This is a genomic window from Pseudomonadota bacterium (assembly GCA_016195085.1).
GTDB lineage: Bacteria > Pseudomonadota > Alphaproteobacteria > SHVZ01 > SHVZ01 > JACQAG01.
The window spans coordinates 1-16564 of record JACQAG010000003.1 but is presented as its reverse complement, the minus strand read 5'-3'; the positions used below and the strand labels follow the sequence as shown (position 1 = coordinate 16564).

The window sequence follows — 16564 nt, the reverse complement described above, 5'->3', positions numbered from 1 at the left end:
GAGGTTGCTGGCGACCGCGTGCCTTGCTTGGGTCCTGACGACCGTATCCGCTGAAGCGCAGCGGCTGAACATCCCGACGCCGCAGTTGCGGCTGGCGCCGCAGAATCTCAACCTGCCGGTCCTGCTCAGCGCCGACCAGGTGACGCACTATCAGGAGCTGGGCGCCGTCGCGGCGACCGGAAGCGTCGAGATTTCCCAGGGCGATCGCGTTCTGCTGGCCGATACCGTGAGCTACAACGAGAAGACCGACACGGTGACCGCTTCCGGCCATGTGAGCCTGCTCGAGCCGACCGGCGAAGTGCTGTTCGCCGACTATCTCGAGCTCACCGACAATATGCGCGACGGCATCATCCAGAACATACGCGCGCTCCTCAACGACAACAGCCGCCTCGCCGGAAACATGGCAAGGCGGGTCGATGGCAACCGCAAGGAGATGAGCCGCGGCGTCTTTTCCCCTTGCGCACTCTGCCCGGACAATCCGAGCGCGCCGCCCCTGTGGCAGATCAAGGCGGTCAGGATCGTCCACGACGAGGAGGCGCGCGACATCGAGTATGACGACGCCACTCTGGAGATGTTCGGCATACCCGTCGCCTACCTGCCTTATTTCCGCCACCCCGATCCGACCGTCCGGCAGCGCTCCGGCATCCTGGCGCCGCGGATCGCCCGCGGCAGCGATGTCGGCGAGATTATCGGGGTCCCTTACTACTGGGGGCTCGATCTCAATCGCGACGTCATGCTGGAGCCCGTCATCTACACCGCGGACGGATCGATGCTGATCGGCCAATACCGCCAGCGCTTCGGCAATGCCGACATCGATCTAAAAGGCAGCGGCGCGTGGGTCGATGAGCGCGAGAACGGCGTCAAGATCGGCTCGAAGAATTTCCAAGGAAATGTCGACGCCTTGGCGCGCATGGACATCAACGACATCTGGCGCGCCGGAATGCAGGTGCAGCGCTCCACCGACCGGCTGTATCTCGCCCGCTACCGCCTGGGCAATCCCGAGGTGCTCACCAGCCGCGCCTTCGCCGAAGGCTTCCAGGACCGCAACTATGCGGCGGTGAACGCCTTTGCCTTCGAGGATCTGCGCGCCAACCAAAATCGCAGCCAGACCCCGCTCGTGGCTCCCTACGCCTTGTATTCCTTCCAGGGGCAGCCCGATCCCTATGGCGGACGGTTCACCGTGAACGCCAACGCATTGTCGCTCAGCCGCGACGTCGGCGCCGACAGCCGCCGATTGGGGCTCACCAGCGGCTGGTCGCTGCCCTATACGGCACCGTCGGGAGAGATCTATAGCCTCTCCGCGTTCCTCTATACGGATGCCTATTACGTCAATGACGTGCCCAACCCATCCGGCTCGGCACGCCCGAGCCTCAATGGCGCGACCGGCCGGGCGATGCCGCAGCTGGCGTTCAATTGGCGTTATCCCTGGGTGCGCAGCGGCGGCGGGCTGCGCGAGGTCATCGAGCCGATCGCGCAGTTCGTGGCCGCACCGGTCGGCGGCAACCCAGCAAAGATACCAAACGAGGACAGCCTCGCCTTCGAGCTCGACGACACCAACCTCTTCCGGCCGAACCGTTTTGCCGGGACCGACCGCCTGGCAACCGGTCAACGCATTGATTACGGAGCCGACTTCGGGCTTTACGGCGACGGCGGCGCGCGGAGCTCGTTCTTCCTCGGTCAAAGCTACAGCCTGCAGCGCGATCCCGCATTCACCCTCGGCACCGGCGCCTATGGCAACCTTTCCGACTATGTCGGCCGGCTCATCGTCTCGCCCAGCAGCTATCTCGACCTCGCCTATCGCTTCCGCCTGGACCGCAAGAATCTCGCGTTCCGCCGCAACGAAGTTGCCGTCGTCGGCGGCCCCAGCTCCTTCAGGCTGGCGGTTACCTATGTCCAGGCGGCTCGCAACGCGGACCTACCGACCCTCAACCAGGTCCGCGAGATTTCCACAAGCGCCAGCCTGCGCCTCGGCCAGTACTGGTCCACCTCGGGCTCGATCGTGCGCGACCTGACGGCGGCCGAAGGCCAGACCCGCGCTTTGGCCCTCAGGATCGCCTATTCGGACGAGTGCTTCGTCTTCGCCGTCGACTACAGCCGCCGGTTCACCACCAACGGCACGCTCAAGCCCGACAACACGCTGTTCTTCCGGATGTATTTCAAGTATCTGGGCGAAGTCGACGCGCGCGGTCCGGCAATCGGGAACTGAACCCGACGGGGCCAAAACGAAAGTGTTGTCTCGATTGCCGCCGAGAGCTACCAGTCTCGTAGGAGGGACCGCTTGTCCGAAGAGGGAGCCGCGCTCATGAGCGCCCGAAGACTTGGCATTTGTACCGGCCGATATGGCCAGGCGATGGTTCTGGGCGCCCTGCTGCTGGCCGGGATCCCGCCGCGCGACGCCGGCGCGCAGGATGAGCTCCGGATCGCCGCCGTCGTCAACGACGAAGCCATCTCCGCGCGCGACCTGGATAGCCGACTGCGGCTGGTGATGGTGACCAGCGGCATACCCGACACCCGCCAGGAGCGTCAGCGCATTTCCTTGCAGGTGCTGCGCAACCTGATCGACGAGCGTCTGCAACTGCAGGAGGCAAAACGTCTCAATATCGCCGTCACTGAGCAGGATTTGACCGACGCGGTGCACCGGATCGAGGGATCCAACAACATGGCCGCGGATTCGTTCGAATCCATGCTGGCGGACAGAGGCCTCGACAAGAATGCGGTGATGACCCAGCTGCGCGCGTCCGTCGCTTGGACGAAGGTGGTGCGGCAGCAGCTCACCCCTTCGGTCCAGGTCGGCGAGGACGAGGTCGACGAGGTCATAGCCAATATCGAGCGCTCGCAGAACCTTCCCGAATACAACATCGCGGAGATCCTGCTGCCCGTGGACGAACCTCGGCGCGAAGACGAGGTCCGGCAGAGCGCGCAGCAGCTGGCCGAGCAGATTCGCGGCGGCGGGAACTTCTCCGCCGTGGCAAGGCAGATGTCCGCCGCCGCAAGCGCCGCGATCGGCGGCGAGGTCGGCTGGATCCTGGAGGACCAGATCGAGCCGGTGATCATGCAGGCGCTGCACGACATGAAACCGGGAGAGGTGTCCAATCCGATCCGCACCCTCAACGGCTTCCAAATTGTTCAACTGCGCGACCAGCGGACGATCCTCGCAGCACAACCCGATGACGCCGTCGTGCGCCTCACGCAGGTGCTGCTGCCGGTCGAGGCCAGCAGCGGCCCGGAGGCGGTCGAGGCGAAGAGCAAAGAGGTTGAGGCCATCGCCCAACAAGCGAAGAGCTGCGAGGACATGGATCGGTTGGCGGAAGCCGCAAAATCCCCGGCGCCGAGCGCGCTCGGTCGGTTCAAGATCGGCGAGCTCAACCCCGGACTGCGGGCCGTTGTCGCGGATCTGAAGCCCGGCAAGGTCAGCCCCGCCGTGCGCATGCCGACGGGTGTGGCCGTGCTCATGGTGTGCGAACGCAGCGCGGCATCCTCCAATGCGCCGAGTCGCGACGACGTCCACGAGCAGCTGTTTAGGGGCAAGCTCAGCGTCATCGTGCGGCGCTATATGCGCGATCTGCGCCGCGGCGCATTTCTGGATGTGCGCGGCTGATATGGCGCTGCCGCTCGCCGTCACCATGGGCGAGCCCGCCGGGATCGGCGGCGAGATCACGCTCAAGGCATGGCTGCGACGAACGCCGGACCTGCCGGTGTTTTTCGTCTTGGACGACCCCGCGCGGTTGGCAGATCTGGCGCGTCGAACCGGAATGGCCGCTTCGGTGGAGGCGATCGAGGCGCCCGAGCGCGCCCATGCGGTTTTCGCTCGAGCCCTGCCGGTCCTGCCGCTGGCGCTGGCGCGTCCCTCCGTCCCCGGCCGGCCTGACCCTCAGAATGCCGCCGCGGTGCTGGCCTCGATCGCCCGCGCCGTGGACCTTGTCACCGCCGGGGTTGCGGCGGCGATGGTAACCAACCCGATCAACAAGCAGGTGCTGTACCAGTCGGGCTTTCGCCATCCCGGGCACACCGAATACCTGGCCGAGCTCGCGGCGCCCGGGGGAACCCCGCCGACCCCGGTGATGATGCTGGCTTCTCCCGAGCTTCGGGTGGTGCCGGTCAGCATCCATGTGTCGCTCCGCCAAGCGATCCAATCGCTGACGACCCGGAAGATCGTCGAGATCGGCCGGATTGCCGCCGAGGGTCTCCGGCTGAGCTTTGGGATCGAGGCGCCCAGGCTGGGTGTCGCCGGCCTCAATCCCCACGCCGGCGAAGGCGGCGCGCTGGGCCGCGAGGACATCGACATCGTCGCCCCGGCGGTGGCCGAGCTGCAGCGTCACGGCATCGACGCCATGGGGCCGTTGCCGCCCGACGCCATGTTCCATGCCGAGGCCCGCCGGCACTATGACGCGGCCTTGTGCATGTATCACGACCAAGCGCTCATCCCGTTGAAGACGTTGGATTTCTTTGGCGGCGTCAACGTCACGCTGGGATTGCCCTTCGTGCGCACCTCCCCCGATCACGGCACCGCCTTTGACATTGCCGGCACCGGCACTGCCAATGCCGAGAGCCTGCTTGCGGCAATCCGCTTGGCCGCCTCGATGGCGGAAAACCGCCGTCGTGGGCAGGCTTCGGTCGAGCACAGGCCGCGTGTCGCCATCCGAGGCTGAGCGCGAGGCGCTCGCCAAGCTGCCGCCGCTGCGCGAAGTCATTCGCGAGCATGGGTTGAGCGCCAGACGAGCGCTCGGACAGAATTTTCTCCTCGACCTCAACTTGACCGGCCGGATCGCGCGGGCTGCGGGCGATCTCGGCTCCGGCACCACCATCGAGGTGGGGCCCGGCCCCGGGGGGCTGACCCGCGCTCTGCTCGCTGCCGGCGCCGCACGGGTCGTTGCCATCGAGCGCGACCGGCGCGCCATCGCGGCGCTGGCGCCCTTGGTCGAGGCCGCGCATGGCCGGCTCAGCCTGATCGAGGGCGACGCGCTCGCCGTGGACGCTGCCGCCCTTGGCCCGGCTCCGCGGCGCGTCGTTGCAAACCTTCCCTACAACGTGGCAACGCCGTTGCTGATCGGCTGGCTTGGCCACATCGATGCCTTCGAGAGCCTGACCCTCTTGTTCCAGAAGGAGGTGGCGCAGCGGCTCGCCGCCCGAGCGGGCACCGGCGCCTATGGGCGGCTATCCATTCTGGCGCAATGGCGGGCCGAGGTGCGTCAGCTCTTCGATATCCCGGCGCGCGCCTTCACCCCTCCGCCCAAGGTCACATCCACCTTGGTCCAGCTCCGCCCGCCTTCGAAGCCGGCCGCGGCAGCCGATCAAGAGCTGCTGGAGACGGTGACGGCCGCCGCCTTTGGTCAGCGCCGCAAGATGCTGCGGCAGAGCCTGCGCGCCCTCGGCGATGCGGAGGCGTTGCTGGCATCCGCCGGCATCGAGCCGACGCTCAGGGCGGAAATGCTGTCGGTCGAGCAGTTCTGCCGGCTGGCGCGGGGTCTGGAGGCGCGGCGGAAGGCGGCGGCCGCACCCTAACGCCCCTCGCGCAGCCCCTTCACGAAATCGGTCAGGCCGATCTGTCGCTGCCGGCGCAGGCGTTCGGCGGAAAGGATCGTCAGGACGCTGGCGACGCTGCGTTCGAGCTCGGTGTTGAGGATGATGTAGTCGTACTCGGCCCAGTGGCTCATTTCATCGGAGGCCTTGGCCATGCGACGGGCGACGACGCTCGGGCTGTCCTGCGCGCGGGCGAGCAGGCGGCGCTCGAGCTCTGCCGTCGACGGCGGCAGGATGAAGACACTCACCAAGTCGTCGCGGGCGTTCTGCGCCAGCTGTTGCGTGCCCTGCCAGTCGATGTCGAACAGCATGTCGCGCCCCGAGGCCAGGGCCGCCTCCACCGGAGCCCGCGGCGTGCCGTAGTAATGGTCGAACACCTTGGCGTGCTCCAAGAGCTGGCGTCGATTCACCATCAGGTCGAATTCGGTTCGCTCGATGAAATGGTAGTCCTTGCCGGCAACCTCGCCAGGGCGCTTCGGGCGCGTGGTCACCGAGACCGAGAGTTGGATGGCCGGGTCTGATGCCAGCAGCCGACGCGCAATCGAGGTCTTTCCCGCCCCCGAGGGCGAGGACAAGACCAGCATCAAGCCGCGTCGTGAGATGGCGAAGCCGGGCATCCGCGTCACTCGAGGTTTTGCACTTGCTCGCGCAGCTGGTCGATCACGGTCTTGAGGTCGAGCCCCAAGCGCGTCAACCCGACTTCGGTCGATTTCGAGCAGAGCGTATTGGCCTCGCGGTTGAACTCTTGGCAGAGGAAATCGAGGCGCCGGCCGACCGCCCCGCCAGCGGCCAGGAGCTCACGCGCCTGGGCCAGGTGCGAGCCCAGGCGATCCAGCTCCTCGCGCACATCGCCCTTGACCGCGAGCAGCGCCAATTCCTGCGCCAGCCGTTCTTCGGAGACCGGCGGCTTCGCCTCCAAGAGCTGCGCCAGCTGGCTCGCAAGGCGCTCGCGCATCGCCTCCGGCTTCTGCTGGACCAAGGCGCCGGCCGCCGTCATCAGCCGCTCGATCTCCGCCAGCTGGCCATTCAGCACGACGACGAGGCGCGCACCCTCCTCCAGCCTGGCGCCGACGAGCTGGGCGAGCGCGCGCGAGAACCCCTCGACCAGCTCCCGATCCAGTCCCGGATCGGCCAATCCGTCTCCCGAGCCGCGCTCGACCACGCCAGGAACCGCGAGGAGGGCTTCCAGCCGCGGAGGCGCGGAGTCGACGAGGCCGGAAAGCTCGCTCTGCAAGGCCAGCACCCGGTCGAGTGCCGCCCGGTTGATGGCGAGCGGCGCCTGGCCGCTGGCGCGCTGGATGGCGAGGTTGACCGAGACATTGCCCCGCTTCAGCGGTTTGCCGATTCCCGCTCTCACGACCGGCTCCAGCCGGTCCAGCCCGGGGGGCAGCCGGCAGCGCACGTCAAGCGTGCGGCCGTTCACGGATTTCAATTCCCAGACCCAGGTGAGATCGGCGGCGGTTCCCTCGGCGCGGGCAAATCCGGTCATGCTGGCGACGGACACGGGGGGAGGCGGATCCTTGAGCCGATTGGTGCGATCGAAGCGGGCGAGACTATACAGGGCTCGCGGCCACGGATATACGCCCAGGGCTTTCGAATGCCACGGGAATCCGGCCCGGCTGCGGCATGGGCCGGGGCCAAAGCTTGACAGGAGGGCGGCCCTGGCTATTCTCCAGCGCCTCCGGACCGAGGCTGAGAGCGACACCCATGGCCAAGCCGACCACGATTCTGATCAAGCTGCAGAGCACTGCGGACACGGGCTTCTACTACGTGACCAAGAAGAACCCGCGTAACAGCACGGAAAAGCTCGAATTCAAGAAGTACGACCCGATCGCGCGCAAGCACGTCGCGTTCAAGGAAGCCAAGATTAAATAGGGTCGGACGAGGCGGCGCCTAGGCTGCCGTCGAAGGCTGGAACAGCCGGACGCGATTGCGCCCCTGGCGCTTGGCGGCGTAGAGCGCCTGATCGGCGCGCTTGACCAGCTCGTCGGGCGTGTCGCCGGTGCCGAGCGCGTGCGCCACTCCGATGCTCACCGAAACGGTGACCGCGGCCCCAGTGTCGCGCAGGATCACCGGCACGTCCTCGATACGCTGGCGGAGCCGCTCGGCCACCAGCATCGCCAGGTCCGGATTGGTGTCCGGCATCACCACCACGAACTCCTCGCCGCCATAGCGCGCGACCGTGTCGAAGTTGCGGGTGAAATGGCTCATCCGGGTCGCCAGCTCGCGCAGCACCTGGTCGCCCGCGGCATGCCCGTGGGTGTCGTTCACCTGCTTGAAGTAGTCCACATCCACCAGCAGCATGGCCAAGGGCTTGCCGCTCGCCATCGTGCGCTGCATCAGGCCTGAGAGGTGGATCAGCAGATAGTTGCGGTTGTAGACGCCGGTCAGCTGATCGATGAGGGCGACGGCAAGGCTGCGCTGATAGTTGGCGCGCAGCCGGTCCTGATAGCGCCGGCGGCGAAGCTGCGTGCGCACCCGCGCCAACAGCTCGTTGCGATCGATCGGCTTGATCACGTAGTCGTTGGCGCCGAGGTCGAGACCCTTGGTCAGGCGCTGGGTCTGCTCTTCTTCGCCGATCAGCAGAATCGGCGTGTGCCGGGTCGGCTCGTTGGAGCGAAGCTGCGAGCACAGCCGCAGCGCGTCGTCCTCGCCGACGTTGAGCTCCGCCACCACCAGGTCGAAGTCCTGCCGCGCCATCGCCTCGAGCGCTTGGCGCATGCTGGCGACGAAGGCGAGCTGATTGCCGTCGCGCGACAGAACCTCGCGCATATTGGTGATCTCGATCGGGCTATCCTCGCAGATGAGCACCCGAGCCCGGCCGTAGTCCTCCTCCTGGAGGATGGGATCGGGCGGCAGCACGCCGAAGCTGGCGGAGGTCTGCTCGCGCGAACGCCACTCGTCCATGAGCATCTTCAGGCGAACGAGCGAGCGCACCCGGGCGAAAAGCGCGATGTCTCGGACCGGCTTGGTGAGGAAATCGTCGGCCCCGGCCTCAAGCCCGCGCACCCGATCGGCAACGTCGCTCAAGGCGGTGACCATGATGATGGGAATATGCTGGGTGGCGGCATCGGCCTTGAGGCGCCGGCACACTTCGAACCCATCCATTCCCGGCATCATGATGTCGAGCAGGATGATGTCGGGAGCTTCCTTGCGCGCGATCTCGATCGCTTCCGCGCCATTGCTCGCCGCCAGCACCTCGAAGTACTCGGCGCCGAGCTTCGCCTCCAGCAACTTGACGTTGGGCGTGACGTCGTCGACGACGAGAACGCGTCCCGGCATGGGCTAACTGAGAAAACGTTGCACGGTCTGCAGGAAGGTGGCGACCGAGATCGGCTTGGCGATATAGGCCTCGCAGCCGCCGTCGCGAATCCGCTCCTCATCGCCCTTCATGGCAAATGCCGTGACGGCGATGACCGGGATTGATTTCAGTCGATCATCTTCCTTGAGCCACTTGGTGACTTCCAGCCCCGAGACCTCGGGCAGCTGAATGTCCATCAAGATCAGATCCGGGTGGTGCTGCCTTGCCAGCTTGAGCGCCTCCAATCCGTCCCGTGTTTGAATTACATTGTACCCATGAGCCTCCAACAAGTCGTTGAAGAGCTTCATGTTCAGCTCATTGTCCTCGACGATGAGAACGGTCTTCTGGGTCATTGATCCGGTGGTCAAAGGGCCGCTGCGGCAGAGGCTGGAAAGGTCATGGTGATCCTAGCCGAGGCTGCGGGAAAGTGGAACCATATCCTCGGCCGTGAATTGGCCTTGGCCAGCACCTGAATAGGGGAACTATTTTGCGTATCGGCATCGACCTCGGCGGAACCAAGATCGAGGTAATCCTCCTCGAGGACGATGGCCGGGTCCGCCTGAGACGCAGGCGCCCCAGCCCGGTCGGAAGCTATGAACGGACCGTCGCGGCGGTCGTGGGCCTGGTCCGCGAAGTGGAATCCGAGCTCGGGCAGACCTGCAGCGTCGGGGTCGGCATTCCAGGTGCGATCTCGCCCAAGACCGGGCTCATCAAGAACGCCAACTCGGTCTGGCTCATCGGCAAGCCGTTCGATCGCGACTTGGCCGAGGCCCTCGACCGTCCGGTGCGCCTGGCCAACGACGCCAATTGCTTTGCCGTCTCCGAGGCGACCGACGGGGCGGCGGCCGGCGCCGACCCGGTCTTCGGCGTGATCCTCGGCACCGGGGTGGGGGGCGGCATCGTCATCGGCGGCAGACCGGTCACGGGGGCGAACGCGATTGCCGGCGAATGGGGCCACAATCCGTTGCCCTGGGCGACCGAGGCAGAGCGGCCGGGCGGGCGCTGCTATTGCGGCCAGCTCGGCTGCATCGAGACGTTTCTGTCCGGTCCCGCACTGGTGCGCGACCACGAGGCCGCAACCGGTCAATGCCTCAGCGGCGAGGCGATCGTCACGGCTGCCGAAGCGGGCGACGAGGCGGCCGAGGCCACGCTCTTGCGCTACGAGGAGCGGCTTGCCCGGGCCTTGGCCCATGTCATCAACATTATCGATCCGGAGGTGATCGTGCTGGGCGGCGGCCTTTCTCGGCTCGAGCGGCTCTATCATTCGGTGCCGCCGCTTTGGCAGCGCCATCTGTTCTCCGACGATGCACGGACGCGGCTGGTGCCGCCGCTGCACGGCGATTCGAGCGGCGTGCGCGGGGCGGCGTGGCTTTGGCCGATGGAGCGAGGGTGAAAGCATGACGGCGCTGTGCCGGGACTGCGGCCGCCTCGACGATCAGCCGACCGGCCGCTGCTCGTCCTGCGGTTCGCCGCGCGCCATCGTCCATTGCGAGCTGGGTCGCCTGTCGATCGCGCATATCGATTGCGACGCCTTCTATGCGAGCTGCGAGAAGCAGCGGCACCCCGACCTTGCCGACCGGCCCGTCATCGTCGGCGGCAGGCATCGCGGCGTGGTTCTCGCCTGCTGCTACGTGGCGCGCATCTACGGCGTACGCTCGGCGATGCCGATGTTCAAGGCGCTCAAGGCCTGCCCGGAGGCGGTCGTCATCCCTCCCGACATGGATCACTATCAAGACGTGGGTCATCGGGTGCGTCGGATGATGGAAACGACGACCCCGCTGGTCGAGCCGCTTTCCATCGACGAAGCCTTCCTCGATATGACCGGCACCGTCGAGGTGCATGGCGGCATCCCGGCCCGCACGCTGGCGCTGCTGGCGCTCAAGATCGAGCGGGAGATCGGCATCACCGTTTCGATCGGCCTCAGCTACAACAAGTTCCTGGCCAAGGTCGCTTCCGATCTCGACAAGCCGCGCGGCTTCGGCGTCATCGGCCGCGAGGAGGCGCGATCGTTCCTGGCGCCGCGGCCGGTCGGGCTCATCTGGGGGGTCGGCGAGAAGCTGCGCCGACGCCTGGCCGGCGACGGCATCGCGACCATCGGCCAGCTGCAGGACCGCGAGGAGGAGGATCTCGCCCGGCGCTACGGATCGATCGGCCGCCGCCTGGCGCGCTTCGCCCGCGGCATCGACGATCGCCAGGTCGTCGCCGACCGCGAGACCAAGAGCATCTCGGTCGAGACCACCTTCGATGAGGACATCGCCGAGATGGCCGAGCTCTCCCGCCGCCTCTGGCATCTGGCCGAACGCCTGTCGCATCGGCTGAAGGAGGCGGAGCTTGCCGGCAGCGTGGTCACCCTCAAGCTCAAGACGGACGGCTTTCGCATCATCACCCGTCAGCACCGGCTGGAGGCGCCCTCGCAGCTTGCCGACACCCTCTACCGCGCCGCACTGCCGCTCCTCGAGCGGGCCGCCGACGGCGCGCGTTACCGGCTCATCGGCATCGGCACCGACGATATGCAGCCCGCCGATGCGGCAGACCCGCCCAGTCTCTTCGATGCGGCGCAGGCGAAGCGAGCGCGGGCCGAGCAGACGATGGACGTCTTGAGGGCGAAGCACGGAGACGGCGCCATCGGCAAGGGGCGCGGGCTCGCCCCACCCACGCGCTTCCGGCGTTGAGGACGGGTTTCAGCAGCTCGGGCGCGGCAACGCCTCGATCTCGGTCAGGCGCGCCTTGACCGAGAAATCGCCGTAGTCGAGAGCCAATCCATCGGCGACGCCATTGTCGTGAAGCCGCATCCCGACCTCGTAGTCGGGCTCGGAACCGTTGCTGCCCTGCTTGTAGTAGGCGAGACGGACCGGCCAGGACGGCCGTTTGAACGGCTCGGCCTTCGCCGGCGCCACCGCATCGGGTGCGGCGGCAGGCAGCCGACCGCCGATGGCGGCGGTGATCTCCGAGGGACCCTCGAGCTCGCCGCCATCGAAGACGCTGCGTGAGAGGAACCGCTTGCCCGCTTCGGCCGCGCGGATGATCTCAATCGTGTGCTCGGTCGGGAAGATGGCCCCGGCAGGCAACGGAATCTCCTGCTGCTCGGGCTGGGTGAAGGCGGCCGAGCCGGCCTCGCCCGGGCCGCTCAGCGACGCCCGGCCACGCAACTCGTCGGTGACGTCGCCGTCCCTGAGCTTGCGCACGAAGAAGCGGTAGCGCAGACCGTCCCTGCTTTCCCAGGTGGTGAAGCTGACGGAGAGCTCGGCTTCGCCGTTTTCCGTGTAGAGGACCGTCAGCTTGTAGCGCTGCTCGATGGTCCAGCCATCGCAGCTATCGCCCCATTCGAGCAGCATCGAGCCGCGGGCGTCGGCGACGCCGCTGGCGCTCTTGGCGGCTCCGAGGGACAGGCTGTAGAGGGCCCGATGCGGCATGATGTCGATCGCGACGGCCGGAGGTGCGGCCACGGCAAGCGGCACGGCTAGGAGCAGGCCGAGGACGACGGGACCGACCCGTCTTCCGGCTGGATGAGCCCAATGCACCATCGAATGATCCTCCGATCGTGCCCTCTGGCGGGGGTCGGAGGCAGCGATCCTCAACCCTTGATACCCGCATTGGTGGCGCGATCCATCGTCGCAGGATTATGTCATGCTTCACTTTGGCACGGTAGTATCGGGGCATCGATCCCCCCCATCACCGTTCCCACAGCCAAGAACCGGACATGCCATCGACCAAGCCGACCGTGCTTGTCACCCGAAGATTGCCCGAAGCGGTCGAGCGCCGCCTCAGCCGCGATTACGACGCCAGGCTCAATCCCGCCGACGAGCTGATCCAGCCGGACGCGCTGCCGGCGCTGGCTCAGGACGCCGATGCGCTGCTGGTCACGCCGACCGAACGGCTCGATGCCGCGGCCCTGGCGAGGCTGCCCCTGAGCATCCGCGCCATTGCCACCTTCTCCGTCGGCTACGACCACATCGACGTGGCGGCGGCACGGGCACGGTCGCTCCTGGTCACCAACACCCCGGATGTCCTGACCGATGCCACGGCGGACGTGGCGATCCTGTTGATGCTGGGGGCGGCGCGGCGCGCGCATGAGGGCGAGCGCCTGGTCCGCGAGAACCGGTGGGGCGCCTGGGCGCCCACCGGCATGCTCGGCACCCACATGACCGGCAAGCGATTGGCGGTCCTCGGCATGGGCCGCATCGGCCGCGCGGTTGCCCGGCACGCCCGCGGCTTCGACATGACCGTGCACTACAGCAATCGCCGCCGGCTGCCGGCCGATCTGGAGGCGGGCGCCATCTTCCATGCCGACCCGGACGAGCTGCTGCGTCACGCCGATTTTCTATCGCTGCATTGCCCGGCGACGGCCGAGACCGCCCGGCTTCTGGATAGCAGGCGCATCGCGCTCTTGCCGGAGGGCGCCATCGTGGTCAATACCGCCCGCGGCGGCATCGTCGATGACGAGGCCTTGATCACGGCACTCCGTTCCGGCCGCATCGCCGCGGCGGGCCTCGACGTCTACGAAGGCGAGCCCTGCATCCATCCAGGCTACCGCGATCTCGCCAACACCTTCCTCTTGCCCCATCTCGGCAGCGCCACCCGGGAGACGCGGGACGCGATGGGCTTTCGCGCGCTCGACAATCTGGATGCGGTCTTTGCCGGCCGCGAGCCGCCGGACCGGGTGGTCTGAGCCGGGACGAGTCGGCGGCGAGTTTGGCGTGAAGGGGCACTCGGCAGTTTCTGAAGGGTCGGCAAATAGTGCCGAGCGCTGGTCGCCTGTCTCCACGGGTTCATTTGCGATTTCAATAAGTTATCCGCGGCACGGGCATTGCTGGCACCAGCCCAAGGGGATCTCTCTCCACGGGAATGGTTACGGCAGCGATGACGGTTTTCAGCAAACGCAGCAAGACGACGGTCGACCTCGCGAGCGCCCCCCTGGCGCCGGAGACGCCGCGCAATATCGGCTTGCTCGCCCGGCGCGCAACCCAGCTCGCCGAGGCGAGCGGGCTGGCCTTGGCCCGGCTGGACGAGGGCGTCATCCAACTGGCCCTGAGGGCGATCGAGGAGGCCGAGCGCAAGCTGGAGCAGCAGCGCCAGCGCATCGACTATCTGGAAAGCCTCTCGGTTACCGACGAGCTGACCCAGATCAAGAACCGCCGCGGCTTCATGATCGAGCTCAAGCGCGCGCTGGCCGAGTCCAAGCGCAGCGGCAAGGGCGGGGTGCTCCTGATGATCGATCTCGACGGCTTCAAGGCGATCAACGACATCCACGGCCACGCGGCCGGCGACGAGGTCTTGGCCCATGCCGCCGCCATGCTGAACGGCCATGTCCGCCCCAGCGACTGCGTCGCCCGACTCGGCGGCGACGAGTTCGCAGTGCTCATGCCGGAGACGACCGCCGAGCGCGGCTTTACCCGGGCGCGCGACCTCTCGAAGCTCTTGAACGGGCAGCTCATCGCCTGGCAGGGGACGGTTCTGCCGCTACAGGCCAGCATCGGCGTCGCCGCCTATCGCCCGGGGCAGCGTCCCGATGAGCTGCTGCAGGACGCGGATGCCGGGCTCTACCGGGACAAGCGGAAAAAGCCGAGCCGCCAGCGGCGGATCGCGGGACACTAATCTATTGAATTTAGTGTGAAGATTCCGGCTAGCGGCCGGCGTTCAAATTCAACGCAAGCGTGGTGAAGTTCGGTGCCGGGACGGCCTCGCCGGCGCCCACGAGCCATGGCCGCTCGATGCCGACGCCACCCATCGACTTTTGCACGGGCACAAGCTGGGCGATCGGCGCCGGGCCGACCACGACGCGATACCAGCGCTTGCCATCGACCTCCGCCTCCTTGAGCGAGGCGCCGAGATTGCGATGCACGTCGGCGAGCTGTTCGGCCGGCTTCGCATCGCGGAAGCTGGCCAGCACGAGATAGTGCAGCCCCACGACCCGGGTCGCCGGTTTTGCCGGCTCCGGCTGGGTGGCCGCCGGCGGAGATGCGCTTGGCGCGGGCGCGGCCAGCAGGATGGGATCGGCATCGCCGTCGCCGTCGCCGGCCCGGCCCTGCCGCGGCGCGGCCGGCACGAACGGCGAGGCGGCCGCGTCGGCGGCGGCGATCTGGGCGTCCTCCACGCATATCGGGCCGGTGCTGAAGATGCGCCAAAGCGCGCAGTCGCTCGCAGCCACCACTGAAATAGCGTGATCGGTCAGCGTCTTGCCGCTGGCCACCAAGGAAAATCCATCGATCGCATAGGAGGCGATGCTGACGATCGGCGGCACCACGCCACAGCCGCTCACGCCGGCCAGCCCCCCCACGACGATTGCAGTTCGTGCCAACACTCCGCGCACGCGCCAGCCCCTCCCCAATTGCGCCGGACTTTAAATGAACTTTCTTCAATTGGCAAATATGGGTCAGAAAGTTGCGCGGGACGGTGGCCAGGAGCGGGCGGCTTTGCCCCTGCCGGGGATGGCTGTATAGCTCTCCGTCCATGTCTCCCATAGCCGACAATGCGGAGCTGGCGGCGCTCTGCCACCGGCTCAGCAACGCCCCCTTCGTCGCCATCGACACCGAGTTTCTCCGCGACAAGACCTATTGGCCGCTGCTCTGCCTGGTGCAGCTGGCGGGGCCGGAGGAGGCGCATGCGATCGATGCGCTCGCACCGGGAATCGACCTCGCGCCGCTGCTAGAGCTGCTGCGGGCGGCCGATGTGGTGAAGGTCTTCCACGCCGCCCGGCAGGACGTCGAGATCTTCTTCCACATGACCGGCGAGGTGCCGAGCCCGATCTTCGACAGCCAGGTCGCGGCGATGGTTTGCGGCTTCGGGGATCAGGTGAGCTACGAGACGCTTGCCGGCAAGCTCACCGGCGCCCGCATCGACAAGTCCTCGCGCTTCACCGACTGGTCGAGGCGGCCGCTGACCGAGCGGCAGCTGGGCTATGCGCTGGCCGACGTGACCTACCTCAGGACCATCTACGACAAGCTTTCGCTGCGCATGGCGGAGAGCGGCCGCGCGGCCTGGCTTGCCGAGGAGCTGGCGGTGTTGCGCAATCCGGAGACCTATCGCCTCGAGCCCAGCCACGCTTGGCGCCGCCTGAAGCCCCGCTCCAGCAACCCGCGCTTCCTGGCGATGCTCGCATCGCTCGCCGCCTGGCGCGAGGTCGAGGCGCAGCGCCGCAACGTGCCCCGCCAGCGCATCGTGCGCGACGAGGTGTTGCTGGAGGTGGCGGCCCAGGCCCCCGCCAACGTCGCCGACTTGGCGCGCTGCCGGCTGATTCCAACCGGTTTCGCCGAGAGCCGGTTGGGCCAGGACATGCTGACGGCAATCGCCGAAGGACGGGATCGGCCGCCGCCGGCGATCACCGAAGGCGAGCGCCCCTCGGTTCCCCCGGGGCGCCAGCCCCTGGTGGAGCTCTTGAAGGTGCTCCTCAAGCTGCAATGCGAGACCCACGAGGTGGCGCAGAAGCTGGTGGCGAGCGCCGAGGACTTGGAGGCCATCGCCGCCGTCGACGATGCCGCGGTCCCCGCCCTCACCGGCTGGCGCCGCGCCGTGTTCGGTGACTATGCGCTCGCCCTGAAGCGCGGCCGCATCGCACTCACCGGCCAGGGCGGCCGCCTGCAGCTCGTGCGCCTGAAGCCGACCGAGACCACCTAGTCCGAACTTTACCCTGTGTTTTGCGATAAGCGCTTGAGCTGTTTGACTGTCTGCGGCTTTTCAGCTGCTTTTGTGTCCATGTAGATAGAGGGCTATTACTTGACATGGCGCCAGCTTGGTGATTCAAGC

Annotated in this window: 16 protein-coding genes; 10 read left to right on the top strand and 6 right to left on the bottom strand. The window is 67.2% G+C overall.

The window, feature by feature from the left end; all coding sequences use genetic code 11:
- Window positions 1-4 precede the first annotated feature (4 nt).
- The 4 genes from HY058_00650 (at window position 5) to rsmA (ending at window position 5502) form a co-directional block, all read left to right on the top strand.
- On the top strand, window positions 5-2206 hold the full coding sequence (locus HY058_00650) for an LPS-assembly protein LptD (protein MBI3495795.1): 2202 nt from the start codon (window positions 5-7) through the stop codon (window positions 2204-2206).
- Between the two features lie 96 nt (window positions 2207-2302).
- Window positions 2303-3598 carry a peptidylprolyl isomerase gene (locus HY058_00645; protein MBI3495794.1) on the top strand — a complete coding sequence of 432 codons (1296 nt, stop codon included), beginning with the start codon at window positions 2303-2305 and terminating at the stop codon, window positions 3596-3598.
- A gap of 1 nt (window position 3599) precedes the next feature.
- Window positions 3600-4649 (top strand): 4-hydroxythreonine-4-phosphate dehydrogenase PdxA, encoded by a 1050-nt coding sequence (pdxA, locus tag HY058_00640; protein ID MBI3495793.1) that lies wholly within the window; start codon window positions 3600-3602, stop codon window positions 4647-4649.
- Entirely contained in the window at window positions 4540-5502 is a 963-nt protein-coding gene (gene rsmA / locus HY058_00635) for a 16S rRNA (adenine(1518)-N(6)/adenine(1519)-N(6))-dimethyltransferase RsmA (protein MBI3495792.1), read from the top strand. Before pdxA ends, rsmA begins: the two co-directional genes overlap by 110 nt.
- On the opposite strand, the gene gmk is transcribed toward rsmA, so the two are convergent.
- Both gmk and HY058_00625 read right to left on the bottom strand, forming a co-directional pair.
- Complete coding sequence (gmk, locus tag HY058_00630; protein MBI3495791.1) at window positions 5499-6137, bottom strand: guanylate kinase; 639 nt, start codon at window positions 6135-6137, stop codon at window positions 5499-5501. The two genes, rsmA and gmk, sit on opposite strands and share 4 nt — an antisense overlap.
- A gap of 5 nt (window positions 6138-6142) precedes the next feature.
- The gene (locus tag HY058_00625) at window positions 6143-7009 is read right to left on the bottom strand and encodes a YicC family protein (GenBank protein MBI3495790.1); all 867 of its coding nucleotides are present in this window, start codon (window positions 7007-7009) and stop codon (window positions 6143-6145) included.
- A 218-nt stretch (window positions 7010-7227) separates the two neighbouring features.
- Here HY058_00625 and rpmG point away from each other — a divergent pair, with 218 nt between their 5' ends.
- Window positions 7228-7395, top strand: coding sequence for a 50S ribosomal protein L33 (gene rpmG, locus HY058_00620; GenBank protein ID MBI3495789.1), 168 nt, complete (start codon window positions 7228-7230; stop codon window positions 7393-7395).
- Between the two features lie 18 nt (window positions 7396-7413).
- Here rpmG and HY058_00615 read toward each other — a convergent pair whose 3' ends face one another.
- Window positions 7414-8802 (bottom strand): PleD family two-component system response regulator, encoded by a 1389-nt coding sequence (locus HY058_00615; protein MBI3495788.1) that lies wholly within the window; start codon window positions 8800-8802, stop codon window positions 7414-7416.
- Window positions 8803-8805: 3 nt separating this feature from the next.
- A complete protein-coding gene (locus tag HY058_00610) occupies window positions 8806-9174 on the bottom strand; it encodes a response regulator (GenBank protein MBI3495787.1) in 369 nt (122 codons plus the stop codon).
- Window positions 9175-9308: 134 nt separating this feature from the next.
- Here HY058_00610 and HY058_00605 point away from each other — a divergent pair, with 134 nt between their 5' ends.
- Both HY058_00605 and HY058_00600 read left to right on the top strand, forming a co-directional pair.
- Window positions 9309-10214 carry an ROK family protein gene (locus tag HY058_00605; protein MBI3495786.1) on the top strand — a complete coding sequence of 302 codons (906 nt, stop codon included), beginning with the start codon at window positions 9309-9311 and terminating at the stop codon, window positions 10212-10214.
- A gap of 4 nt (window positions 10215-10218) precedes the next feature.
- Window positions 10219-11493 (top strand): DNA polymerase IV, encoded by a 1275-nt coding sequence (locus tag HY058_00600; GenBank protein ID MBI3495785.1) that lies wholly within the window; start codon window positions 10219-10221, stop codon window positions 11491-11493.
- A gap of 9 nt (window positions 11494-11502) precedes the next feature.
- Here HY058_00600 and HY058_00595 read toward each other — a convergent pair whose 3' ends face one another.
- A complete protein-coding gene (locus HY058_00595; GenBank protein MBI3495784.1) occupies window positions 11503-12345 on the bottom strand; it encodes a cell envelope integrity EipB family protein in 843 nt (280 codons plus the stop codon).
- Window positions 12346-12521: 176 nt separating this feature from the next.
- On the opposite strand from HY058_00595, the gene HY058_00590 reads away from it, so the two are divergent.
- Entirely contained in the window at window positions 12522-13490 is a 969-nt protein-coding gene (locus HY058_00590; protein ID MBI3495783.1) for a D-glycerate dehydrogenase, read from the top strand.
- A 191-nt stretch (window positions 13491-13681) separates the two neighbouring features.
- Window positions 13682-14416 carry a GGDEF domain-containing protein gene (locus tag HY058_00585; protein MBI3495782.1) on the top strand — a complete coding sequence of 245 codons (735 nt, stop codon included), beginning with the start codon at window positions 13682-13684 and terminating at the stop codon, window positions 14414-14416.
- 28 nt (window positions 14417-14444) lie between these two features.
- On the opposite strand, the gene HY058_00580 is transcribed toward HY058_00585, so the two are convergent.
- Window positions 14445-15119: an SPOR domain-containing protein gene (locus HY058_00580; GenBank protein ID MBI3495781.1), complete on the bottom strand. Its 675-nt coding sequence runs from the start codon at window positions 15117-15119 to the stop codon at window positions 14445-14447.
- 152 nt (window positions 15120-15271) lie between these two features.
- Between HY058_00580 and rnd the strand changes: the two genes are divergently transcribed.
- Window positions 15272-16435, top strand: coding sequence for a ribonuclease D (gene rnd, locus HY058_00575; GenBank protein MBI3495780.1), 1164 nt, complete (start codon window positions 15272-15274; stop codon window positions 16433-16435).
- The last annotated feature ends 129 nt before the right edge of the window (window positions 16436-16564 follow it).

Bases quoted from the DNA above. Each gene is read 5' to 3' on its own strand.
- rnd (MBI3495780.1), top strand. From the start codon at position 15,272: ATGTCTCCCATAGCCGACAATGCGGAGCTGGCGGCGCTCTGCCACCGG.
- HY058_00585 (MBI3495782.1), top strand. From the start codon at position 13,682: ATGACGGTTTTCAGCAAACGCAGCAAGACGACGGTCGACCTCGCGAGC.
- HY058_00645 (MBI3495794.1), top strand. From the start codon at position 2,303: ATGAGCGCCCGAAGACTTGGCATTTGTACCGGCCGATATGGCCAGGCG.
- gmk (MBI3495791.1), bottom strand. From the start codon at position 6,137: ATGCCCGGCTTCGCCATCTCACGACGCGGCTTGATGCTGGTCTTGTCC.
- rpmG (MBI3495789.1), top strand. From the start codon at position 7,228: ATGGCCAAGCCGACCACGATTCTGATCAAGCTGCAGAGCACTGCGGAC.
- HY058_00590 (MBI3495783.1), top strand. From the start codon at position 12,522: ATGCCATCGACCAAGCCGACCGTGCTTGTCACCCGAAGATTGCCCGAA.
- HY058_00610 (MBI3495787.1), bottom strand. From the start codon at position 9,174: ATGACCCAGAAGACCGTTCTCATCGTCGAGGACAATGAGCTGAACATG.
- pdxA (MBI3495793.1), top strand. From the start codon at position 3,600: ATGGCGCTGCCGCTCGCCGTCACCATGGGCGAGCCCGCCGGGATCGGC.
- HY058_00615 (MBI3495788.1), bottom strand. From the start codon at position 8,802: ATGCCGGGACGCGTTCTCGTCGTCGACGACGTCACGCCCAACGTCAAG.
- HY058_00600 (MBI3495785.1), top strand. From the start codon at position 10,219: ATGACGGCGCTGTGCCGGGACTGCGGCCGCCTCGACGATCAGCCGACC.
- HY058_00625 (MBI3495790.1), bottom strand. From the start codon at position 7,009: ATGACCGGATTTGCCCGCGCCGAGGGAACCGCCGCCGATCTCACCTGG.
- rsmA (MBI3495792.1), top strand. From the start codon at position 4,540: ATGCCGAGAGCCTGCTTGCGGCAATCCGCTTGGCCGCCTCGATGGCGG.
- HY058_00595 (MBI3495784.1), bottom strand. From the start codon at position 12,345: ATGGTGCATTGGGCTCATCCAGCCGGAAGACGGGTCGGTCCCGTCGTC.